Here is a 22,150-nt window from a genome sequence, read left to right on the forward strand (position 1 = left end):
ACACGGTTCATGGAGGCCCGGATGAACGAGATGCGCGCCGACCTGCTGATGCAGGTGGAGGGGATGACCTGCGACGGCTGCGCCGCCGCGGTGACCCGTACGGTCAACCGGATCGACCCGGCGGCCGAGATCCAGGTCGACCGCGAAGCCGGGCGTGTCGCGATCCGCACCGATGCCCAGGCCCTGGTCATCGCGGATGCGCTGACGAAGGCCGGCTACACCGCCACGGCGATGACCGGCTGAGCGGCGTTCTCTCTCATCGGCCAGTCCCCCTCCCCGGCCTCGTCGTAAGGGGCCGCAGCGGAAGCGCATCGGTGGCGGCCGGGCGAAGGCCGCCCCACCGACCACGCGCATCTTCAGCGCTTGCCGGACGCGTTGACCGCTCCCGCCGCGCCCGCGTAATCACCCGCATGCTCACCACCTCATCCGACCGGTTCGACGTCGTGGTCGTCGGCGGCGGCCATGCCGGCGTCGAGGCGGCGGCCGCGGCTGCGCGCTGCGGCGCCCGCACGGCGCTGGTCACCCACGACCCCGCCACGATCGGGGCCATGTCGTGCAATCCCGCCATCGGGGGGCTCGGCAAGGGCCATCTCGTGCGCGAGGTCGATGCCCTGGACGGGCTGATGGGCCGGGTCGCCGACGCGGCCGGCATCCAGTTCCGCCTGCTCAACCGCCGGAAGGGACCGGCCGTGCGCGGTCCCCGCACCCAGGCCGACCGCAAGCTCTACGCCGCGGCCATGCAGGCGGCCATCGCCGAGACCGCGGGCCTCACCGTGGTGGCGGGCGCCTGCGAGGACCTTACCCGCGATTCGCAGGGGCGCCTCACCGGTCTCGTGCTGGCGGATGGGCGGGTGATCACCTGCGCCGCCGTGGTGCTGACCACAGGCACCTTCCTGCGCGGGTTGATCCATATCGGCGAGCGCCAGATCCCCGCCGGCCGCGTCGGCGAGGCGCCGGCGATCGGGCTGGCCCAGACCCTCGACCGGCTCGGCCTGCGGCTCGGCCGCCTTAAGACCGGCACCCCGCCCCGCCTCGACGGCCAGACCATCGACTGGTCGGGCCTGGAGATGCAGGAGGCCGATGCCGAGCCGGTGCCGTTCTCGACGCTGACGGAGAAAATCACCACGCCGCAGATCCGCTGCGGCATCACCCGGACCACCCAGGCGGTCCACGACCTGATCCGCGCCAACCTGCACCGCTCGCCGATGTATTCCGGCGGCATCGCCAGCCGGGGGCCGCGCTACTGCCCGTCGATCGAGGACAAGGTCGTGCGCTTCGGCGACCGGGAGGGGCACCAGATCTTCCTCGAGCCGGAGGGGCTGGACGACCCGACCATCTACCCGAACGGCATCTCCACGGCCCTGCCCGAGGAGGTTCAGCGCGAGATCATCCGGCTGATCCCGGGGCTGGAGCGCGCCGCGATCCTGCGGCCGGGCTACGCCATCGAGTACGATTACGTGGACCCGCGCGAGCTCGATACCGGGCTTCAGGTGAAGCGCCTGCCCGGCCTGTTCCTGGCCGGCCAGATCAACGGCACCACCGGCTACGAGGAGGCGGCCGGCCAGGGTCTCGTGGCCGGGCTCAACGCTGCCCGGCGCGCCGGCGGTCTCGACCTCGCGGCTTTCGACCGGGCCGAATCCTATCTCGGCGTGATGATCGACGACCTCGTGACCCACGGGGTCAGCGAGCCCTACCGGATGTTCACCTCGCGCTCCGAGTACCGCCTGTCCCTGCGGGTCGACAATGCCGACGAGCGGCTGACGCCGCGGGGCCTCGTGCTGGGCTGCGTCGGCCGTCATCGCGCCGATCATTTCGCGGCGTCTCAGCAGGAGCTTCAAGAGGCGCGGGCCCGGCTCGATGCCGTGAGCCTGACCCCGAGCCAGGCCGCCGCGCATGGGATCATGCTGAACCGCGACGGCATACGCCGCAGCGCGTTCCAGCTGCTCGCCTATCCCGAGATCACCTGGGCGCAGCTCGCCGCGATCTGGCCGGAGCTGTCCGAGACCGCGCCCCGGATCGCGGACCGCCTCAAGACCGACGCGACCTACGCGGTCTATCTCGACCGGCAGAACGCTGACATCGCCGCCTTCCGGCGCGACGAGGCGGTGCGGCTGCCCGCGAGCCTGGATTATGCCGGGATCAGCGGGCTCTCGAACGAGATGCGGGTGAAGCTCGAGACCGTCCGGCCGGGCACCCTCGGCCAGGCCGCCCGGATCGAGGGCGTGACGCCGGCCGCCCTCACCCTGTTGGCCGCCCATGCCCGACGGGCCGCGCCCGATGCCGGACGGCGCGTGCCATGAGCGATCCGGACCGCGCCCGAATCCTCGCCGCCTCCGGTGTTTCACGTGAAACAGCCGAGCTGCTGGACCTTTACGTCGCGCAGCTCCGGCGCTGGCAACCGATCAAGAACCTCGTCGGCCCCGCCACGCTGGCGGAGGTCTGGAGCCGCCATATCGACGACGCGCTCCAGCTGCTCGACCTCGCCCCCGAAGCCCGGACCTGGCTGGATCTCGGCTCCGGCGCCGGCATCCCGGGCCTGATCCTCGCCATCGCGGGCCGCGACCGCGGCATCCAGGTCGATCTGGTCGAGAGCAACGCGCGCAAATGCGCCTTCCTCACCGAGACCGCCCGCCTCACCGGCGCGCCGGCACGGGTGCGCAACGCCCGGATCGAGACAGTGATCGGCGCGTATCAGGGCGTCGATATCGTCTGCGCGCGCGCGCTCGCGCCCATGACGCAGCTCCTCGCCTGGACGGAGCCGCTGTTGAAAACGGGCACCACCGGCCTGTTTCCGAAGGGCCGGGACGTGCAAGCTGAATTGACCCAGGCGGCCGCGCAGTGGAGAGTCGTTAACGACCTCGTGCCGAGCCGGACTGATTCCGAAGCCCGGATCGTGCGCGTCACTGCCCTCGCCGCCCCGAGCCATCGATGACCGAAGCGATCCTCGGCGATTCCGCCGACCGGTCCGTGGATCCGTCCAGCGATCCTGTCTTAACCCCTGCCGAAAGACCGTCCGTGAGACATCCCCTGCGGATCCTGGCGCTGGCCAACCAGAAGGGCGGCGTTGGCAAGACCACCACGGCGATCAACCTCGGCACGGCCCTGGCGGCGATCGGCGAGGACGTGCTGGTGCTCGACCTCGACCCGCAGGGCAACGCCTCCACGGGGCTGGGGATCGACCGGGCGCGCCGCCAGGTCTCGACCTACGACGTCATGACCGGCGAGGCCTCGCTCGCCGAGGCGGTGATCCCCACGGCGGTGCCGCGCCTGTCGATCGCGCCCTCCACCATGGATCTCCTCGGCCTGGAGATGGAGCTGGCCACCCTGCCCGACCGCGCCCACCGGCTGCGCGGCGTGCTGAAGGACATCGCCCAGGCCAAGGGTCTGGAGCGGATCAGCTACGTGCTGATCGATTGCCCGCCCTCGCTCAACCTGCTGACCATCAACGCGCTGGCCGCCGCCGATGCGGTTTTGGTGCCGCTGCAATGCGAGTTCTTCGCCCTGGAGGGCCTGAGCCAGCTGCTGCGCACCGTCGAGCAGGTCCGCGGCGCCCTGAACCCGAAGCTGACCATCCAGGGCATCGTGCTGACGATGTTCGACCCGCGCAACAACCTCTCCGCCCAGGTGGTGGCGGATGTCCGCGGTTTCATGGGCGACAAGGTCTACGAGACCGTGATCCCCCGGAACGTCCGCATCTCCGAGGCGCCGTCCCACGGCAAGCCGGCTTTGCTCTACGATTTGAAATGCGCCGGCAGCCAAGCGTATCTGCGCCTCGCCTCCGAGGTGATCCAGCGTGAAGGCCGCGTGCCGGCGGCGGCATGATTGTGTGATCCTTTTCCTATTCGGACGGATCGAGTGCGGAGCGTGACACGGGTGACAAGGATGGCGGAGGAGGGGGCACGACCCCGTCTCGGGCGCGGGCTCGCGGCGCTGATCGGCGATTTCGGCGATGCCGGACAGGCGGCCAAGACCGACGGCAAGATCGAGCCGCAGCGGAAGGTCCCGGTGGAGTTCCTGCGCCCGAACCCGCGCAACCCGCGCCGGAGCTTCGGCGAGGCGGAACTCGCGGAACTCGCGACCTCGATCACCCAGCGCGGCATCATCCAGCCGATCGTGGTGCGGCCGCTGGCCGATGTGCCGGGCGCCTTCGAAATCGTGGCCGGCGAGCGCCGCTGGCGGGCGTCCCAGAAGGCCGGGCTCGACGAGGTGCCGGTGGTGATCGTCGAGATCGACGACCGCGCCTCCCTGGAATTCGCCATCCTGGAGAACGTCCAGCGCTCCGACCTCAACCCGATCGAGGAAGCCTCGGGCTACGAGCGCCTGATGCAGGACTTCGCCTACACCCAGAAGGAACTGGCCGAGATCCTCGGCAAGAGCCGCAGCCACCTCGCCAACACGTTGCGGCTGCTCAACTTGCCGCCCGCCGTGCAGGACCGGGTCACCGCCGGGGAGCTCACGGCCGGCCATGCCCGCGCGCTCCTGGCGGTGCGCGATCCCAAGACCCTGGCCCGCCGGGTCGTGGCCGAGGGCCTATCGGTGCGCGAGGTCGAGGCGGTGGCGGCCGCCGAGGCGGCCGAGGCTGCGGCCCCCGATACCCCCCGCCCCGGCCGCCCGCGCCTCTCCGCCGAGCGCCCTGCCCCGGTGCGCGACCTGGAATTGCGGATCCGCCGGGCCCTGGGGGTCGAGGTGACCTACAAGCCCAAGGACGAGGCCTCGGGCGAGATCCGGATCCGCTACGAGACCCGGGACGAGCTCGAGGCGCTGCTCAACCGGTTCAAGGTTTCGGAAGAGAGCTGAGAAAAGCTTCTTTCCGGCGTCCATCCCACCCCTTCCCTCATCCTGAGGTGACGGAGCGAAGCGAAGGCCTCGAAGGAGAGCTCCAGGAATCGCGGAGGCGTCTGGAGGGCTCCTTCGAGGCGCCCGCTGCGCGGGCCCACCTCAGGATGAGGGCGCGGATGGGATGGATGCAGACCGTCTTGCCTCGTCGAAGGCGAAGCTGCTGGATGGCCTAACGCCGCCGCCGGGCGCCCGCCTCCGCCACCCGCAGCAGCGCCGCGGAGGCCAGGGCGTGCGCCAGCTCCGGCTCGGCCCGCCGGCAGGCCAGGATCGCGTCCTGAAGGGCCTTGACCGCCTGCCGGAGGGTACCGGCCGGCCAGGTGGCGAGCTGCCCCTCGATGCTGGCCTTGCGCTTGAAATGCAGCCCCCGCCACGAGGCCGCCATCAGGGCCGGGGTCTTGTCGGGATTGTCGAGGCGGGTCGCCAGCAGGGTCAGGGCGTGCCGCAGGGCCGAGCCGAGCACCACGCCGGGATCCAGGCCCTCGTGCCGGAAGCGCCGATAGTCGCGCTCCACCGCCTCGCGACGGCCGTCGAAGGCGGCGTCGATCAGGGTGTTGAGCACGCTGGCCGCCACATCGCTGGTGATGGCCTCGACATGGTCGAGGGTGACGACCGTGTCCCCGTGCCCCTCCCCGGCCGCGTAGAGGGCGAGCTTCTCGATCTCCATCAGGCTGGCCCGGCGGTCACCGCCGAGGCTGCGGGCCAGGACCTCCCGGGCGGCGCGGTCGATGCGCAGGCCGCGCTCCTGCAGGGTGCGCTCGATCAGGTCGGAGAGCGTGCGCTCGTCATCCGCGTAGCAGGGAATCGCCAGCGCCTTGGGCGAGCGCTCGCAGAGGACGCGCAACGGGTTGTTCTTCGCGAGGTCGCCGCCCTCGACGACGATGCGGGCATCGGCCACCGCGGCACCCAGCACCGCCTCGACCGCCGGCGCGTAGTTGCGGCTGCCCGGCCGCACCCAGATCGACCGGCGGCCGCCGAACAGTCCCATCGTCCCGGCCTCGTCGCAGAGCCGGCCGGGATCGGAGGCGAGGGTGTCGCCGTCGATCCGCACCAGCGCGAAGGGATCGCCCGGGTCGGTGACGAAGTCCTCGGCGAGCTTGCGGGCGCGTTCGGTGACGAGGCCGGTATCAGGCCCGTAGACCAGGATCACCGGGATGCGCGGATCCGGCCCGCGCCGGATCAGCCCCTCGATCTCGCCCGCCTTGACCGCGGTCAAAGTCGGCTCACGGCTTGGTCGAGAGCACGGCGGCCAAGCGCGTCTTGATCTGGTCCGCCAGCACGCTGGCCAGGCGGATCTCGGCGTCGCGCGCCGCCCGCTGGCTGGCGAAGCGCTGGACCGAGCGGTCGTAGGTCGCGGTCGAGGTCGCCACGCCCTCTGTGTAGACCTTGGCGCCGGCCATATCCTCCAGGCTGTACTTGATGTTGGCCACCAGCGTGCCGGCCTCGGCGCGGCCGGTGGTGGAGGAGACGATCGGGGTCTGCACGATCTCGGAGCCCGAGAGCTTCAGCCGGTAGCGCTTGCTCGCGGGCTGGCCCGATCCGTCGAGCTCGAAGATCAGCTCGCTGCGCAGGTAATGCCCGAGCCGCTCCTGGCCCTGAGCCATCGCCACGTCGTCGACCTGCACGGCGGCGAGCAGCGCCTGCACGGTCTCGCCGGAGGCGGTCGGTCCGTAGAGGGGGCGGAAGCAGGCCGACAGGCTCAGCGCCAGGCCGGCGACGCAGGCGAGGCGGCCGATCCGGCCCGCAACCGATACTCCCGAACGCACCATCACGTCGCCGTCCGCCCCGCTCTGTTCGATCGTGTTTAGCGCGGACCCGGAGGGCCGCGCCATGACGCTACGCAGCAACCGTTACGATTTGTCTGCGGCAAGAGCGTGGTCGTGTCGTTTCAAACTGTCGCCAGATAGCCCGAGACCGTGAGGATCGACAGGATCGTCGAGACCAGCACCACCGTGGAGGTGAGGTCGGCCTCCCGGCGGTAGAACTCGGCCAGCATGAACGGGCCGGTCCCGGTGGGCAGGGCGGCCATCAGCACCGCGACGTGCAGCAGCAGCGGCGGCAGGTCGAACAGGTAACGGCCGAGCGCGTAGGCGAGCGCGGGCTGCCCGACGAGCTTGAGGCCGACCAGCAGGGCGGCCGCCCGGGGCTGCGCGGCTCCGGGCCGGCGCTTCTGGGCCAGGAACAGGCCGAGCGCCACCAGGGCGCAGGGCGAGGCGGCCCCGCCGAGGAGCTTCAGGAAGGACTCGACCGACGCCGGCAGGGTGAGGCCGGCAATCGGTATCAGGGCGCCGAGCGCCGGTGAGACCAGGAGGGGGTTGCGGATCAGCGACCGGCCGGCCGCGAGCCAGACCGGAACGCCCGGCCGGTCCCGGCCGGCACCCCGCGCCTCGCGCCGGAGCCCGATCTCGATCAGCACGATCGCGACGGCGAACACCCCGCAGACCGTCAGGATCGCCGCCACGGTGGTCGGGGCCAGCGCCTCCGGGCCGAAGGCGATCAGTGCCACGGGGAAGCCCATGAAGCCGGTATTGGGATAGCCGGCATTGAGCCCGTCCACGGCGGCATCGCTGAGCGGATGCCCTCCGGCCCGCCGGAGCAGCACGGTGACCGCGAAGACCGCCAGGCTGCTCAACCCGAAGGCGCCGATGAAGCCGGGCTTCCAGATCTCGCTCCAATGGACCTGCGCGGTCACGTCGAACAGCAGCGCCGGCAGGGCCAGGAACACCACGAAGCGGTTGAGTTCGGTGGTCGCGGCAGCGCCGAGCACGCCGAGCCGCCGGGCCAGCCAGCCCGAAAAGATCAGCGCGAAGATCGGCAGCACGACCAGGAGGGTCGAGAGCATGGGCGGCCCAAGTCGGAGGATTATGCTCCGGCCTTAGGACGGATGTGCCGCCGACCTCCAATGCCGGGAGCGGGGATCTGCCATGCTCCCCTGCCCCATCCCGGTCCGGCGTCTACCAGCGGTAGATCAGGCTTCCGATCACCGTGGCGGGGGCGCCGCGGTAGCAGAAGCCGGCCTGGCAGTTGTAGTAATCGCGGTCGAAGATGTTGAACGCGTTGATCTGCGCCCGGAAGCCTTTGTATTTCGGATCGAGGGCCGCGAAATCGTAGGCGACCAGCGCGTCGAACAGCGTCACGGTTGGGTTGCGAGCCGTATTTTCGTCGTTGGCGAAGCTGTTGGCGTTGAACCGGATGCCGCCGCCGATCGTCAATCCGCGTAGGGCAGAAGAGGGTGGGAACAGGTACGTCAGGAAGGACGCGAAGGTATCCCCCGGAATGCCAGAGAGGCGGTTCCCGTCGATCGGCGCACCGGTGACGGCCGAGGTCTGCTTGATGAAGCGGAAATCGAGATGGGTGTAGGCGACGGTCAGATTGGTCCCCGGCGCGAAATTTGCCGTGGCTTCCATCTCGAAACCGCGTGAGTTGACCTCACCGGTCGCCACTTGGTTGGCAAAATTCGTGGGATCCTGACGCAGGATGCTGGTCTGGTTGATATCGAAGCCCGCGATGGCGGCGCTGATGTTCGTGCCCGGGATCAGGTACTTCACCCCTGCCTCGATCTGGTCGCCGGTGGCGGGCTTGTAGGGGCGTCCGGTGACGACGTTGACGCCGACCTGGGGGGTGAAGGTCGTCGCGTAGCTTGCGTAGGGAACGAGGCCGGGTGCGAGTTCGTAGTTCAGGCCGGCACGGTACGTGAAGGCGCTGTCATTCTGGCCCTGCGGGCCGGCGGCGATGCCCCGCGTGACGCTCGCCGTGTCTGAGGCAACCCAGTCCTGCCGTCCCGTCAATGTCAGGACGAATTTACCCCATTTGGCCTGTTCTTGGACATAGAGGCCGACCTGATCCTGCGCCTGACGCGACGAGCGGTCGATGGTCGGCCGGCTGATCGGTTGTTGGCCGTAGTTCAACGTCGACAAGTTGAGATCGGGAGCCACGCCGAAACCGGCGATGCTCGAGAAGTCATAATGGTAATAGTCGACGCCGGTCAGCAGTGTGTGCGCGATCGGTCCAGTCCGGAGGTGGCCCTCAAGCTGCGTATCGACCGCGAACGAGGCGAGGGACTGCTTGAACAGGCCGGTGGACCGCTGAGCGCTGAGGCCCGTCACCGAGTCGACCTGTGTGTATGAGAAGTTCGCGTCGACGCCGGAATAACGGAAGTTCTGCCGCAAGATCAGGTCCGGCGAAAAAACGTGCTCGAAGGCGTAACCGACCCGGTGCTGATCTGTCCGATAAGTGTTGAGTGCGCCGTCGCCCGAGTAGATCCGCGATACGCGGAAACCCGGGAAGTTGTAGAAGCTGGCATTGCCCGGGACGATCGACTCCTGGAATTCGGTGAGCAGCGTGAACGTTGTGTCGGCCGAGGGCCGCCACGTGAAGGCGGGGGCGATGGTGAACCGGTCGTCTCGAACGCCAGGTCCGGGCAGGAACGTGTCGGACTGGCGCACGACGCCGGTGAGCCGATAGGCCATCGTTCCGTCCGAGCCTTCGATGGGGCCGCCGAGGTCAAAGTTGCCCTGGTAGCGGTCGAAGCTGCCCCCCTGAAACCAGGCCTCTCCGAATTGGGCAAAGACCGGGCGCTTGCTCGTCACGTCGACGATGCCGCCGGGCGAGCCGAGGCCGTAGAGGCCCGAGGCCGGCCCCCGCAGAATGGTGAGCGCCTCGGTGCCGTAGGGCTCGATACGGGGGACAGCGAAGCCGACACCCGTCTGACGCAAGCCGTCGCGGAAGACGCCGTCGTACGTCTCGGCGAATCCGCGGATGTAGAAGGAGTCTGCACGAGGGTCGAAGCCGAACACGTTGCTCGACACGCCGGGCGTGTAGGCGACCGCCTCGTTGAGGCTCTGCACATTGCGATCGTTGAGCTGCTCGCGCGTGACCACGGAGACCGATTGCGGGGTCTCGATCAGCGGTGTGTTGGTCTTGGTGGCGGTCGGGCTCACCCGCGCGACATAGCCGGTCACCCCCGACGGACCGCCGCCCCCGCCGCTGGTGGCCGCGCTGTTGCCGTCGCCACCGCTGACATTCGCTCCGCCGAAGCCCGCTCCGGCCGCCGGCGCGGAAGCCGGGCGGGCGGCCTCCACCGAGATCTCGTTGAGCTGCACGTTGGCGCCCTGCGCGGCGGCGTGCGGTGCGATGGCAGCGGTGGCCAGAGCCGTGGAGGTGAGGAGCAGCCCGAGGCGGCCGGTACGCATGGACATGGACAAACCCTGAGATGCGCTGTTTGACGGCGCTTCGCTCTCAGGATTCATCGTTCACGCGTCGTTGATCAACCCAAAAATGTGTTGCAAATCACACACTTAGAGCTGTTAAAATCTGAAGTTATTCGCATTCAGAACTCCAGCGGCGGTTCGCGCAGGGCCTCCGCTTCGCGGGTGCAGGTGGCCTGGTCGGGTGCCGTGCCGCCGCCGGATAGGGCGCCCCGCAACTCGGTGCGAGCCTTTTCCAGATCGGCCCGGAAGCCCGGATCGCCCATCAGCGTGGCGAGGACCGAGGAGCCGGTGATCCGCCCGGCCGCCACGTCGCTGAGCCAGTGCACCCCGCACACGACCCGGCTCTCGCCATAGGCCCGGCCGCGGGCCAGGATTGGGGTCGCCTTCTCGGGCACCAGGGAGGCCAGGATCAGCGCGTAGGCCCAACCCTGGGTCGCGTGGCCGGACGGGTAGCTGAAGCTGTCGGTCAGCGCCTGGGTCCGCTGGACGCAGATCGGCGCCTCGTTCCCCACGAAGGGGCGCAGCCGGCGGTAATGGACCTTCGGGCCGCGGGTCGCGCGCGCGAGATCGAGCCGGGCGCGCTCGAGGAGGTTGAGCACCGCCGGCACCCGGGTCTGGTCGAGCCGGGTGCCGAGCACGCAGGCGAAATTGTCGAGGACTGCGGTCGCGCCCTCCGACACGTCGTTGGCGGCGATCTCCCAGCGGGCGCTGCCCTTCAGGGCGCGGGTGCCGTTGAAGGCCGCCCGGTCGGCCTTGTCGAGGGGGGCATCGTGGGCCGGCGGCGGCGGCAGGATCTGGAGGGCGTCGGGAATGGCCATGTCGGCCAGATAGGGCTTCACCGCCGGCTTGCCGGGCTTGAGCGTTTCGGCCCCCACGGACGGCGCCGCCGGCGGGGTCGACGGGGCAGGGGAGGGCGGATCCTCGGCGCGCACAGGTGTCGCGGCGGCGATCAGGACGGCGAGGGCCGGCAGGGACAGGGTGCGCAGCATCGGATCCGTGGCGGTGTCGAGCAAGGAGGCGGGCCGCTCCCGCAGACAAACGAACGGCTCGGCCGGACGGTTCAGTCCGCGCACAGGCCTCCGATCCTGTCCAGAGGGCGCCGTGACGGTCGGGCGTCGGTTGACCGGGGCTGCCGGCCGGGCGCACGCTGTGGCGTCCCCATCTCGGCTTCTCGACCGCATGGCCCAGCCCCTCGACCGCCCCCGCCTCTTGGAGGCTTCGTTGCCGGTGGCGCCATGAGACCGCATTCCCTGGCGGAGGTCGTCGAGCGGGCGCGGGAGGACGGGGATTGGGAGCACCATCTGCGCGACTTCCTCGACGCCTTCTACGCCGCCGACGGCGATGTCGCGCGGCAGGCGGCGTTCATCGCCGACGAGCCGGGCCTGCTCGGGCTTCCGGAGGCCGATGCGTTCCTGGGCGGGGCCGGGGAGCATCTGGCACGGCGCTGGGGATTGCGAATGCCCGCTTGGGTCCGGGCGGAGAGCCGGTATCTGACGACCGCCCTGTTCGTACCCGACGACAAGGCCCTGCGGGGCTATCTCTTGTGCGTCAGCCCGGTGTCGTTCCGGACGCGGTTGATCTTCACCGGGCCGGACCCGCTCCAGCGCGCCCGCTTCCCCTGCCATCGCGGCGTGATCACGATGCCGCCGGAACATGGGTTCCCGAAGGCTGAGCCCGGATGAGGCCAGGGGTCGGCCCGCGCCTCTAAAGAGTCGCGGATCTTTTAGAGTCTGGGATTTCTAAGCAATATCGAATAAAATCATCAACACGCTTCAATATGTCTTGCTAACCGCAATATATCGGCGCAGCAATTCCGCCCGGCGTGGACGAAAGCTGGTGTCGCCGCGCTGAAGCCCCTCGATGCAGGCGACTTCGAAGGTCCGGTAGGCTTCGCGCAGGAGACACCAGGCCACCAGCATCAGCGTCCTCGGGCTGTAGGACATACCCAGCGGGAATATCTCGCGCTCGGATCGCTGTCCGGACCTGTCGCGATAGGCGATCCGCACGCTCTGCTCGTCCCAGCAAGCCTGACGCAGGATTTCCAGGTCGATGGTGATGGCCGCGCGTACCGCTGGCGGTCGCCAGGAATGCATCGTGGCATGCATGGCCTGACGCGCTTGACGATCGGGAAGGGTTCCGATGATGCGGGCCAGCGCAGTGCGTCCCGCCTCGGCGAGATTTTCGTCGCCCAGATCGCCGAGACTGGCAACACTCAGCAGCAAGGCCTCGATCTCGAGGCGGGAGAAGCTCTGTGGCGGCAATGCCGGGTCTTCCGTGAGCGTGTAGCCGTAACCGGCCGCGCCATCGATCAAGGCTCCGCCTGCGCGCAAGGTCGCGATATCGCGGTAGAGCTGCCGCAACGAGATCTCCGTCTCTGCCGCCAAGCGCGTGGCCGTGACGGGTTGAGGCAGCCGCCGCAACACGTCCAGCAATCGCATCAGCCTGTCGTGTCGCGCCACGTCTGCTGCCGTATTCTGTCAGGACGCCCTTTCTATCCTGCGGCCTCTCTCATGACCAAGGAGGCTCCCGTGCCGGTTCTCTACCACGCGCCGCAATCGCGTTCCGATACAGTGGTCGCGCTGGCGAGAATGCTCGGTGCCGATCTCGATATCCGCGACGTCAGCATCGCCCGACTGGATGGGTCGGGACACCCCGATCCCGCAAATCCGCACCCCGAAAAGAAAGTGCCTTATCTGACGGACGGCACCGATGCCGTGCGGGAGCGTGGGGCGATCATCCTGTATCTAACCGATACGTATCCGAAGGCGAAGCTTGCTCCGTTACCCGGCGAGGCGGGGCGTGGCGCCTATCTGTCCTGGCTATTCTATTATCAGGGCGTGATGGAGCCGCTGTTGATCCTCAAATGGGCGGGCATCGACCATCCGGCGATCGAAGCGAGCCTGCGTAACTTCGATACGATGATCGAGCGCTTGGCAGAGCCGCTTCGCCAGAAGCCCTGGCTTCTGGGCGATCGGTTCAGCGCCGTGGATATGCTGTGCAGCTCGCCCTTTCACTGGTTCACGGAAATGACCCCCGATGATCCGGCCGTGCGGGATTGGGTGGAACGCTGCGCGGGGATGATGGGAGAAGCCATGTCCTGAGCGCCAGTCGCGAGGATCGGGTTGGCCGACACGATCCTCGCCTCGAGACTCCTTCAACGAAATCCGGATTTCCGCCGAGGCATCAGCCTCCACTCCGTTATCCCGGGGCGCCCCGGGCTCCGCTTCGCGGCCCTGGGAAAACGGGGTGGTTTCCGCAACGGCCTCTGGAAGAACCCAGCGTCTTGGGGCAGGCGGGACAGTCCGCTGCTGCAAACACCCTGGAGGTGGTGGGACAGGCCTTGAAACCTGGGCTGTTCAGGTCATCCCGTCCGGATCGCGGCCGCTACCGCGCTGGGGAACTCCTCGTGCGGGCTGAGTGCCCCGGGGATCGGGACGCCCGTGACCCGGCCGTGGGCGATCAGCGCGTCCATCTCGGCGCCGGAGCGGCGCGGGGCCTTCTCGGGGCGCAGCACCAGGGTCGGCGGCAGGCCGTCCCCGAACAGGTCCAGGAAGGCGGTGCGGTCGCCCACGGGGTCGAGGCCGCCCGTGACGAAGGCGGCGGTGCCGAACCGGCCGTTGCGCTGGCGGGTGACCGCGTGCTTAGCCCGGACCAGGGCCGGGGTGACGTGGGCCGGGTCGGCGTAGACATGGGCGCGCATCATCCGGCCGATGATCGGCGGGCTGATGTTGAGCCGGTAGAGCGCATCGCCGAGCACCGGCGCCTCCACGGCCCGGCGGATCCGCGGGAACCAGTGCGCCCGGCTCGGCATCGCGGTGGGCAGCGGCCCGCGCCAGGTCGGCGCCACCAGCACCAAACGCTCGAAGGCTTTCGGGTGTCGTCGCGCCGCGGCGACCAGGTAGCCGGCGGCATGGCCCGCCGCGATCCCGATCGCGTAGGGGCCGGGGGCGGCAGCGAGCAGCGCGTCCAGGAAGGCGTGCAGGGTGCCCGGCTCCAGCGGTAGGCGGGTCCGCGGCCGGGCGCCGAAGCCCGGCCAGTCGGGCACCAGGCAGCGGTACTCCGAGCCGAGGGCGTGGGCGAGATCGCGCATCTCGGCCCGGTCCGAGATGGTGGACAGGGCCGGCAGCAGCAGCGCGTCCCGCCCCGTGCCGATCACGTCGCAGGGAGTCGGCACGGGCCGGCCCGCCACGATCAGGTCCAGGTTCTTGCGCGTCGTCTCCACCGGACCGTCCTCGAGTCCCAAAGAATCAGGTGCGCAGCAGCTCGTTGATGGCGGTCTTGGAGCGGGTGCCGGCATCGACGCGCTTGACGATCACGGCGCAGTACAGGCCCGGGCCCGGGGTGCCGTCGGGCAGCGCCTTGCCGGGCATCGTGCCCGAGACCACCACGGAGTAGGGCGGCACGCGGCCGTACATCACCTCGCCGGTGGTCCGGTCGACGATCTTGGTCGAGGCGCCGATATAGACGCCCATGGACAGCACGCTGCCCTGGCCGACGATCACGCCCTCGGCCACCTCGGCGCGGGCGCCGATGAAGCAATCGTCCTCGATGATCACCGGGTTGGCCTGGAGCGGCTCGAGCACGCCCGCGATGCCGGCGCCGCCGGAGATGTGGCAGTTCTTCCCCACCTGCGCGCAGGAGCCGATCGTCACCCAGGTGTCGACCATCGTGCCCTCGCCGACATGGGCGCCGAGATTGACGAAGCTCGGCATCAGCACGGCGCCCGGGGCGATGTAGGAGCCGCGGCGCACGAAGCAGCCCGGGACGGCGCGCAGGCCCGCGGCGCGGAACTCGGCCTCGCCCCAGCCGGCGAACTTGGAGGCGACCTTGTCCCACCAGGGCGCGCCGCCGGGGCCGCCCTCGATCGCCGCCATGTCGTTGAGGCGGAAGGACAGCAGAACCGCCTTCTTCAGCCACTGGTTGACGACCCAATCCTGATTGCCGCCCTTCTCGGCGACCCGGGCCTTGCCGGAATCGAGCAGGTTCAGCGCCTCCTCGACCGCCTCGCGCACGGCGCCCTGCGTGGATGTCGAGATGCCGGCGCGCTCCTCCCAGGCCGTCTCGATGGTCTTGGCGAGGTCGGAGGTGGACATGGGCGCACGCTGCTCTTGCGGAGGGACATTCTGCGGAAGCCCGTGCTTACAAGCGGGTATCGGGGCTGTCACCCGGGGCAGCCGCAATCCACCCCGCTCAATCCTCCAGCAGCACCCGCACGCGGTCGAGATCGGCGACGAGGTCGACCAGGTCGATCGCCAGCGTGTCGTAGACGGATTGCGCGGCCGCGGGGAATTCCTCCAGCACCCGGCGCATCAGCGTCGGGGTGATCCGCATGACCTCGGCGGCGCCCTCGGCCCGGGCCTCGGTCGGGCGGGTGCCGCGCACGAACAGGGCGAGCTGCCCGATCAGCGCCGAGCGCCCGGCCCGCACCGGCTCGGCCTCGGCGACCCGGGGGGCGAGCCGGATCGTGCCCGACATCACCACGAAGCCGCCATCGGCCGGGTCGCCGCGGGCGAACAGCAGGTCGCCGTCGGCCAGCTCGCGCCGCTCGGCCGCGAAGGTCAGCAGGCGCAGGGCGTCCCGGTCGAGGAAGCCGAACAGCGGCGCGTCTGCGAGGATCGCGATGTCGTCGTCGAGCCCCAAAGAACCGCCCCACCACCTGCGCGCAAACGAGCCTCGGTCTCGCCTACACGCAAATCCCTAAAGCGGTTTCCGATCGCGTGGCAATCGGGCCCGGCTCCGGGGGCTCGCCCTGACGCGCGCCGATCAGGGCAGCAGCTTGTAGCCGCCGCCCTCGGTGACGAGGATCGCCGCGGTGGCGGGGTTCGGCTCGATCTTCTGGCGCAGCCGGTAGATGTGCGTCTCCAGCGTGTGCGTGGTGACGTGGGCGTTGTAGCCCCAGACCTCGGCGAGCAGCGTGTCGCGGTTCACCACGGCCCGGCCGGCCCGGTACAGGAAGCGCAGGATCGCGGTCTCCTTCTCGGTGAGCTTGAGCTTCGAGCCGCGCTCGCCGACCAGCAGCTTGGCGCCGGGCCGGAACGTGTAGGGACCGATCTGGAACACCGCGTCCTCGGAGGCCTCGTGGCTGCGCAGATGCGCGCGGATCCGGGCGAGCAGGATGCCGAACTTGAACGGCTTGGTGACGTAGTCGTTGGCGCCGGCCTCGAGGCCCTCGACGTGGTCCGCCTCGGAATCCTGCGCGGTGAGCATGATTACCGGGCCGCGGAAGCCGCCGGCGCGCATCCGGCGCACGGCCTCGCGCCCGTCGAGATCGGGCAGCCCGACATCCATCACCGCCAGGTCGATGCGCTCGGCCCCGACCCGCCGGACCGCATCCGCCGCGTTGGCCTCGGTGACCACGGTGAATTCTTCGCAGAGATCGAGCTGCTCGGTGAGCGTGTCGCGCAGGATCGCGTCGTCGTCACAGATCAGCAGGCGATAGACATTCGACATCGTCCGGGGCCCTGGAACACGCTGCGGGACCGGACGAGTCGTGGTCCGGAAACGGCGTGCGATGACAAGGATCTGGAGCACGCCGCCCATCGTGTGACAACACGGCTGGCTCCAGGGAAACGGGGCCGGCGCTCCGGAATCCGAGGGCGTTCGGTCCCCCCGTCGCAGGGCGGTGGGCTGGTTCGCTCCCGAATCCCGGCTTCGACGGCCTGGGTTCCACGGCAAGGATAGGGCTGCGTTTGTGGCCGGAAATTGCCTTGCGCGCAATTTTTCGCGGTTTCGGTATTGGATACCGGGCATAACGCCCGCCGATCCGTCCCAGACCCGCGGCAGCGCGGGCCGGACGGGGCGCGTGTCGCCGGCAGGGGAGGGGGCTTTGGTGCGTGGACATCGGCGTGAGCGGCCCGGACCCGTTCGCGTGACCTTGAGCGAGATCCGGGTCCGGGCGATGGTCGGCGACCGCCGCCGGGGGCAACTCCTGGTCGGCCCGGCCGTAATCCCCTGCGCCCTCGGGGCGGGCGGCATCGTCTGCGACAAGCGCGAGGGCGACGGCGGCTCGCCGCGCGGACGCTTCCGCCTGCGGGGTGGCGCCTACCGGCCGGATCATCTGGGCCTGCGGCCGCCTACGGCGTTACCCCTGCGGGCGACCCGCCCGGATGACGGCTGGTGCGACGAAAGCCGCGACCGCCGCTACAACCGGCCGATCCGCCTGCCGGCCCCGGGCGTCAGCGCCGAGGCGATGTGGCGGGACGACGGGCTCTACGACGTGGTGATCGACCTCGACTACAACCGCGCCCCGATCCGGAAGGGGCGGGGCTCGGCGATCTTCCTGCACATCGCCCGGGACGGCTACCGCCCCACCGAGGGCTGCGTGGCGCTCGCCCGGGCGGACCTGCTGCGGCTCCTCAGGCGCCTCGGACCGCGGACGCATTTGCGGATTGGGTGAGGCTCACGCCTTCCGGGCCCGAGCCCCGAAGATGGCCGTCCCGACCCGGACATGGGTCGCGCCCTGCTGGATCGCCGCCGGGAAATCGGCGCTCATGCCCATGGAGAGGATCGGCAGGTTGTGCTCGCGCGCCAGCCCGGCGAGCAGGGCGAAATGCGCCGAGGGCGGGTCGTCCGCCGGGGGGATGCACATCAGCCCCTGGATCGCCAGGCCGTGGGTGTCGCGGCATTCGGCCAGCAGGGTGGCGAGCTGGTCAGGCAGGACCCCGCCCTTCTGCGGCTCCGCGCCGGTATTGATCTGGATCAGCAGCTTCGGGGCCCGGCCCGAACGGTCGATCTCCTTGGCGAGCGCGGCCGCCAGCGACAGCCGGTCGAGGGAGTGGATCACGTCGAACAGGGCCACCGCCTCGCGGGCCTTGTTGGATTGCAGCGGCCCGACGAGGTGCAGCTCGACATCCGGATAGCGGGCGCGCAGCGCCGGCCATTTCGCGGTGGATTCCTGGACGTAGTTCTCCCCGAACACCCGGTGCCCCGCTTCCAGGGCCGGGACGATGCCCGCCGCCGGCACGGTCTTGGAGACCGCCACGAGCTGAATCGTCGCCGGGTCGCGGTCCGAATCCTCGGCCGCCTGCGCGATGGCGGCCCGGACCTCGGCGAGCCCGGCGGCGACATCGGCCTCGCCGACCGGCGGCTTGGCGGTCGGCTGGCCCATCCCGTCCGTCGGGGGGGCATTCGAGTCGGTGATCGCGTCGTCCGTCATGGGCTTGTCCTGTCGCTGCCGGACCCGCCCAGGAGAAGGGCGATCCCACCCACCCCCTCATCCTGAGGTGCCCAGCGATCGAAGATCGCTGGGCCTCGAAGGAGCCCTCCAGAGATCGCGCTGCTGGCTGGAAACCTCCTTCGAGGTCTCCGCTTCGCTCCGCCGCCTCAGGATGAGGGGGATGGGTGGGACCGACCTGGTGCGGGCCCTCTCGTGTACCGTGTGTGTTGTCCGCCGACCTAAGCTGTCGTGCGTCGCGCGCAAGCCCGGCTCCTTGCATCCGTTGACCGGCTCCGGCGCAGATATGCTACTGGGCCGCAACGTGCCGCGGCTGGCCCCGATCAGCCGCCGAGCCCCTGACCCAGCCGGACCCATGACCAGCACCGCCCCCTCCGCCGTCGAGCGCTACAACGCCAAGGATGCCGAGCCGCGCTGGCAAGCCGCCTGGGCCGAGCAGAAGCTGTTCGAGACCGACAACGCCGACGGGCGCCCGAAATACTACGTCCTGGAGATGTTCCCGTACCCGTCGGGACGGATCCATATGGGCCATGTGCGCAACTACGCGATGGGCGACGTGGTCGCCCGCTACAAGCGTGCCCGGGGCTTCAACGTGCTCCACCCGATGGGCTGGGACGCGTTCGGTCTGCCGGCCGAGAACGCCGCCATGGAGCGCAAGGTCAACCCGCGGGACTGGACCTACGCCAACATCGCGTCGATGCGCGACCAGCTGAAGGCCATGGGCCTGTCGCTCGACTGGAGCCGGGAGATCGCGACCTGCGATCCCGACTATTACAAGCACCAGCAGCGCATGTTCCTCGATTTCCTGGACAAGGGTCTGGTGACCCGGCGCACCGCCAAGGTGAACTGGGATCCGGTCGATCACACGGTGCTGGCCAACGAGCAGGTGATCGACGGGCGCGGCTGGCGCTCCGGCGCCCTGGTCGAGCAGCGTGAGCTGACCCAGTGGTTCTTCAAGATCACCGACTTCGCCGAGGACCTGCTCACGGCCCTCGACGGTCTGGACCGCTGGCCGGAAAAGGTCCGGCTGATGCAGAAGAACTGGATCGGCCGGTCCGAGGGTCTGGAGGTCCGGTTCGTCCTCGCCCAGCCGTCGGCGGGTGCGGCCGAATCCGTGACGGTCTACACCACCCGGCCCGACACCCTGTTCGGCGCCCGGTTCCTGGCGATCGCCGCCGACCATCCGTTGGCCGCCACGGTCGCCGCGCATAACCCGGATCTCCAGGCCTTCATCGAGGAATGCCGGCGCACGGGCACGGCCCAGGCGGCGATCGACACCGCGGAAAAACTCGGCTTCGATACCGGCCTCACGGTGCGCCACCCCCTCGACCCGGCCTGGACGCTGCCGGTCTACGTCGCGAATTTCGTGCTGATGGAATACGGCACCGGCGCGGTGTTCGGCTGCCCGGCGCACGACCAGCGCGACCTCGACTTTTCCAACAAGTACGGGCTCGGCAACGTCCCGGTGGTGTGCCCCGAGGGCCAGGATCCGGAAGCCTTCCTGATCACCACCACCGCCTATGTCGAGGACGGGCGGATGATCAATTCGCGCTTCCTCAACGGCATGACCACCGCGGAGGCCTTCGAGGCCGTGGCGCAGCGCCTGGAAGCCGAGGGGGTTGCCAAGCGCAAGATCCAGTTCCGCCTGCGCGACTGGGGCGTCTCGCGCCAGCGCTACTGGGGCTGCCCGATCCCGATCATCCATTGCGAGAGCTGCGGCCCGGTGCCGGTGCCGGTCTCCGACCTGCCCGTGAAGCTGCCCGAGGAGGTATCCTTCGACCAGCCCGGCAATCCGCTGGAGCGCGACCAGGCCTGGCGCAACGTGCCGTGCCCGCAATGCGGCGGGCCGGCCCGGCGCGAGACCGACACGATGGACACGTTCGTCGATTCGTCCTGGTACTATGCCCGCTTCACCGCGCCCTGGCTGACCGACGCCCCCACCGACCGCGCGGTGGTCGACCGCTGGCTGCCGGTGGACCAGTATATCGGCGGCATCGAGCACGCGATCCTGCACCTGCTCTACGCCCGGTTCTTCATGCGGGCGATGCGCGAGACCGGCTGGGCCGGTGTCTCCGAGCCCTTCGCCGGCCTGTTCACGCAGGGCATGGTCGTCCACGAGACCTACAAGGACGCGACCGGCGCCTGGGTGCCGCCGGCCGAGATCCGGTTCTCCACCGAGGAGGGCGAGCGCCGCGCGTTTCACGTGAAAACTCAGGCGCCGATCGCGATCGGCTCCATCGAGAAGATGTCGAAGTCGAAGAAGAACGTGGTCGACCCGGACGACATCATCGCGAGCTACGGGGCCGACACCGCGCGCTGGTTCGTGCTCTCGGATTCACCGCCCGAGCGCGACGTGATCTGGAGCGAGGAGGGCGTGCAGGGCGCCGCCCGGTTCGTCCAGAAGGTCTGGCGCCTGGTCAACGCCGCCCAGGCGGCGACCGGTGACGGCGCCGCCGACCTCACCCTGCGCAAGGCCGCCCACCGGGCCCTGGCCGCCGTGCAGGACGACATCGAGCGGCTGCGCTTCAACCGCTGCGTGGCCCATATCTACACCCTGGCCAACGCCCTCGAGGACGGGCTGCGCGGGCCGGTCTCGCGCGCGGCGGCGACGGAGGCGGCGGGGATCCTGGTGCAGCTCATCGCCCCGATGATGCCGCACCTCGCCGAGGAATGCTGGACGGTGCTCGGCCGGCCCGGCCTGGCCGCCCAGGCCCTGTGGCCCGAGGCCGAAGCCGGCCTCCTGGTCGAGGACGAGGTCACCCTGCCGGTCCAGATCAACGGCAAGAAGCGGGCGGACGTGACCGTGCCGCGCGACGCCGACGCCAAGGCGGTGGAAGCCGCCACCCTGGCCCTGGAGACAGTCCAGAAGATCCTGGAGGGCAAGCCGCCGCGCAAGGTGATCGTGGTGCCGGGGCGGATCGTGAATTTGGTGGTGTGATGATTGGCCGGGAATTGGCCTGTCTATCCCGCGCACCCCCTCATCCTGAGGTGCCGTAGCGAAGCGGAGGCCTCGAAGGAGGCCTCCAGGAACCGCGCGGCCGGCGGGAGGGCTCCTTCGAGGCTCGCTGCGCTCGCGCCTCAGGATGAGGTGGTAGATTGGACTTGCCGTAACCTCATCCCTACGGCGCCGCCAGCCCGGGATCCTGCCCGTTGGCCTCCAAGCTCCGCGCGACGAGTCCGTCTGCCTTCGCCCACGCGAGGAATTCGGCCAGATAGGCCGCGCCCGCATCCCGTCCGACAGGCAGGCCCATCGCCTGCGGAATCGCCATGAAATGCCCCGGCAGCAGCCGCACCGCCTTGTGGGTGGACGCGTAGGCGGCAAGCGGCTGATGGACCCCGGCGGCGACCTCGAGGCCGTCCCGGGCGAAGGCCGTGATCGCCTCCGCCGAGGTCGGCGCCCGCACCAGGGTGGCGTGGCGCAACGCGCGGGTTAGGAACAGGTCGTAGGCGCTGCCGCGCCCCACCGAGACGCGGATCCCGTCGCGATCGACGGCCTCCATGGTCGAGATCGGAGAGGCGGCCGGCACGAGGTAGCTGCCGGCGATCAGCACGTAGGGCGCCGTGAAGGCGATGCCCTCGGCGCGCTTCGGGTCGATCGCCAGGAAGCCGATGTCCCAGGTTCCGGATCCGGCCGAGCCCGAGACCGCGCCCGCCCCGGTGAACGTCACGAAGGCCACCGGCACGCCGAGTTTCCGCGCCAGCGCCCGGGCGAGATCGACCGACACGCCCGCAGGGCCGTCCGGTCCGGCTTGGGCCAGCACCGGATTTCCGAGGTTGATCGCCGCCCGCAGCGTGCCGGTGGGGGCGAGGTCGTGCAGGATCGCGGGGGAGGGCGTCATCCGGGGCTCCGCATGGGCCGGGGCGGAAACGAGCAGGGCGCACAGGGCCGCGGCGATCCGCATGGTCGATCCCGTCCTCTCCGGGCGCGTGG

21 protein-coding genes are annotated in these 22,150 nt (G+C 69.9%); 9 read left to right on the forward strand and 12 right to left on the reverse strand.

The annotated features are described in order from the left end of the window. Nucleotides 1-21 precede the first annotated feature (21 nt). From WYO_RS13935 to WYO_RS13955, 5 genes are all read left to right on the forward strand, one after another. Nucleotides 22-243, forward strand: coding sequence for a heavy-metal-associated domain-containing protein (locus tag WYO_RS13935; protein ID WP_007563439.1), 222 nt, complete (start codon nucleotides 22-24; stop codon nucleotides 241-243). Nucleotides 244-410: 167 nt separating this feature from the next. Then, a complete protein-coding gene (mnmG, locus tag WYO_RS13940; RefSeq protein ID WP_007563440.1) occupies nucleotides 411-2,300 on the forward strand; it encodes a tRNA uridine-5-carboxymethylaminomethyl(34) synthesis enzyme MnmG in 1,890 nt (629 codons plus the stop codon). Further along, nucleotides 2,297-2,932, forward strand: coding sequence for a 16S rRNA (guanine(527)-N(7))-methyltransferase RsmG (gene rsmG, locus WYO_RS13945; protein ID WP_007563441.1), 636 nt, complete (start codon nucleotides 2,297-2,299; stop codon nucleotides 2,930-2,932). Before mnmG ends, rsmG begins: the two co-directional genes overlap by 4 nt. Then, nucleotides 2,929-3,822: a ParA family protein gene (locus tag WYO_RS13950; RefSeq protein WP_007563442.1), complete on the forward strand. Its 894-nt coding sequence runs from the start codon at nucleotides 2,929-2,931 to the stop codon at nucleotides 3,820-3,822. Before rsmG ends, WYO_RS13950 begins: the two co-directional genes overlap by 4 nt. 60 nt (nucleotides 3,823-3,882) lie before the next feature. Next, complete coding sequence (locus WYO_RS13955; protein WP_039902943.1) at nucleotides 3,883-4,797, forward strand: ParB/RepB/Spo0J family partition protein; 915 nt, start codon at nucleotides 3,883-3,885, stop codon at nucleotides 4,795-4,797. Between the two features lie 211 nt (nucleotides 4,798-5,008). Here the strand turns inward: WYO_RS13955 and holA are convergent, their stop codons facing one another. The 5 genes from holA to WYO_RS13980 form a co-directional block, all read right to left on the reverse strand. Then, nucleotides 5,009-6,052, reverse strand: a complete 1,044-nt coding sequence (gene holA, locus WYO_RS13960; protein ID WP_007563444.1) for a DNA polymerase III subunit delta — start codon at nucleotides 6,050-6,052, stop codon at nucleotides 5,009-5,011. 7 nt (nucleotides 6,053-6,059) lie between these two features. Further along, complete coding sequence (gene lptE / locus WYO_RS13965) at nucleotides 6,060-6,605, reverse strand: LPS assembly lipoprotein LptE (protein WP_039902944.1); 546 nt, start codon at nucleotides 6,603-6,605, stop codon at nucleotides 6,060-6,062. A gap of 119 nt (nucleotides 6,606-6,724) precedes the next feature. Continuing rightward, nucleotides 6,725-7,678 (reverse strand): AEC family transporter, encoded by a 954-nt coding sequence (locus tag WYO_RS13970; RefSeq protein ID WP_007563446.1) that lies wholly within the window; start codon nucleotides 7,676-7,678, stop codon nucleotides 6,725-6,727. A gap of 112 nt (nucleotides 7,679-7,790) precedes the next feature. Continuing rightward, on the reverse strand, nucleotides 7,791-10,034 hold the full coding sequence (locus WYO_RS13975) for a TonB-dependent siderophore receptor (protein ID WP_007563447.1): 2,244 nt from the start codon (nucleotides 10,032-10,034) through the stop codon (nucleotides 7,791-7,793). A gap of 131 nt (nucleotides 10,035-10,165) precedes the next feature. Continuing rightward, nucleotides 10,166-11,035, reverse strand: coding sequence for a phosphatase PAP2 family protein (locus WYO_RS13980; protein WP_039902952.1), 870 nt, complete (start codon nucleotides 11,033-11,035; stop codon nucleotides 10,166-10,168). A gap of 246 nt (nucleotides 11,036-11,281) precedes the next feature. On the opposite strand from WYO_RS13980, the gene WYO_RS13985 reads away from it, so the two are divergent. Further along, complete coding sequence (locus WYO_RS13985) at nucleotides 11,282-11,728, forward strand: hypothetical protein (RefSeq protein ID WP_007563449.1); 447 nt, start codon at nucleotides 11,282-11,284, stop codon at nucleotides 11,726-11,728. 90 nt (nucleotides 11,729-11,818) lie between these two features. Here the strand turns inward: WYO_RS13985 and WYO_RS13990 are convergent, their stop codons facing one another. Next, nucleotides 11,819-12,484 carry a WYL domain-containing protein gene (locus WYO_RS13990; protein WP_007563450.1) on the reverse strand — a complete coding sequence of 222 codons (666 nt, stop codon included), beginning with the start codon at nucleotides 12,482-12,484 and terminating at the stop codon, nucleotides 11,819-11,821. Nucleotides 12,485-12,574: 90 nt separating this feature from the next. On the opposite strand from WYO_RS13990, the gene WYO_RS13995 reads away from it, so the two are divergent. Then, nucleotides 12,575-13,147, forward strand: a complete 573-nt coding sequence (locus WYO_RS13995) for a glutathione S-transferase family protein (RefSeq protein WP_007563452.1) — start codon at nucleotides 12,575-12,577, stop codon at nucleotides 13,145-13,147. 260 nt (nucleotides 13,148-13,407) lie between these two features. On the opposite strand, the gene WYO_RS14000 is transcribed toward WYO_RS13995, so the two are convergent. The 4 genes from WYO_RS14000 to WYO_RS14015 all read right to left on the reverse strand — a co-directional run bounded on the left by WYO_RS14000 (nucleotide 13,408) and on the right by WYO_RS14015 (nucleotide 16,496). Further along, nucleotides 13,408-14,268 carry an alpha/beta hydrolase gene (locus tag WYO_RS14000; protein WP_007563453.1) on the reverse strand — a complete coding sequence of 287 codons (861 nt, stop codon included), beginning with the start codon at nucleotides 14,266-14,268 and terminating at the stop codon, nucleotides 13,408-13,410. Nucleotides 14,269-14,293: 25 nt separating this feature from the next. Then, nucleotides 14,294-15,139, reverse strand: coding sequence for a 2,3,4,5-tetrahydropyridine-2,6-dicarboxylate N-succinyltransferase (dapD, locus tag WYO_RS14005; protein ID WP_007563455.1), 846 nt, complete (start codon nucleotides 15,137-15,139; stop codon nucleotides 14,294-14,296). A 97-nt stretch (nucleotides 15,140-15,236) separates the two neighbouring features. Beyond that, nucleotides 15,237-15,686: a Crp/Fnr family transcriptional regulator gene (locus WYO_RS14010; protein WP_007563456.1), complete on the reverse strand. Its 450-nt coding sequence runs from the start codon at nucleotides 15,684-15,686 to the stop codon at nucleotides 15,237-15,239. Between the two features lie 123 nt (nucleotides 15,687-15,809). Beyond that, a complete protein-coding gene (locus WYO_RS14015; RefSeq protein ID WP_007563457.1) occupies nucleotides 15,810-16,496 on the reverse strand; it encodes a response regulator transcription factor in 687 nt (228 codons plus the stop codon). A 448-nt stretch (nucleotides 16,497-16,944) separates the two neighbouring features. On the opposite strand from WYO_RS14015, the gene WYO_RS14020 reads away from it, so the two are divergent. Continuing rightward, entirely contained in the window at nucleotides 16,945-17,442 is a 498-nt protein-coding gene (locus WYO_RS14020; RefSeq protein WP_081496978.1) for a L,D-transpeptidase family protein, read from the forward strand. A gap of 3 nt (nucleotides 17,443-17,445) precedes the next feature. Here WYO_RS14020 and WYO_RS14025 read toward each other — a convergent pair whose 3' ends face one another. Continuing rightward, on the reverse strand, nucleotides 17,446-18,153 hold the full coding sequence (locus WYO_RS14025; protein ID WP_047170825.1) for a YggS family pyridoxal phosphate-dependent enzyme: 708 nt from the start codon (nucleotides 18,151-18,153) through the stop codon (nucleotides 17,446-17,448). Between the two features lie 421 nt (nucleotides 18,154-18,574). On the opposite strand from WYO_RS14025, the gene leuS reads away from it, so the two are divergent. Beyond that, a complete protein-coding gene (leuS, locus tag WYO_RS14030; protein WP_039902946.1) occupies nucleotides 18,575-21,157 on the forward strand; it encodes a leucine--tRNA ligase in 2,583 nt (860 codons plus the stop codon). A 181-nt stretch (nucleotides 21,158-21,338) separates the two neighbouring features. On the opposite strand, the gene WYO_RS14035 is transcribed toward leuS, so the two are convergent. Then, nucleotides 21,339-22,121, reverse strand: coding sequence for an ABC transporter substrate-binding protein (locus WYO_RS14035; RefSeq protein WP_007563462.1), 783 nt, complete (start codon nucleotides 22,119-22,121; stop codon nucleotides 21,339-21,341). Nucleotides 22,122-22,150: the final 29 nt, after the last annotated feature.

Source organism: Methylobacterium sp. GXF4 (assembly GCF_000272495.1).
Lineage (GTDB): Bacteria > Pseudomonadota > Alphaproteobacteria > Rhizobiales > Beijerinckiaceae > Methylobacterium > Methylobacterium brachiatum.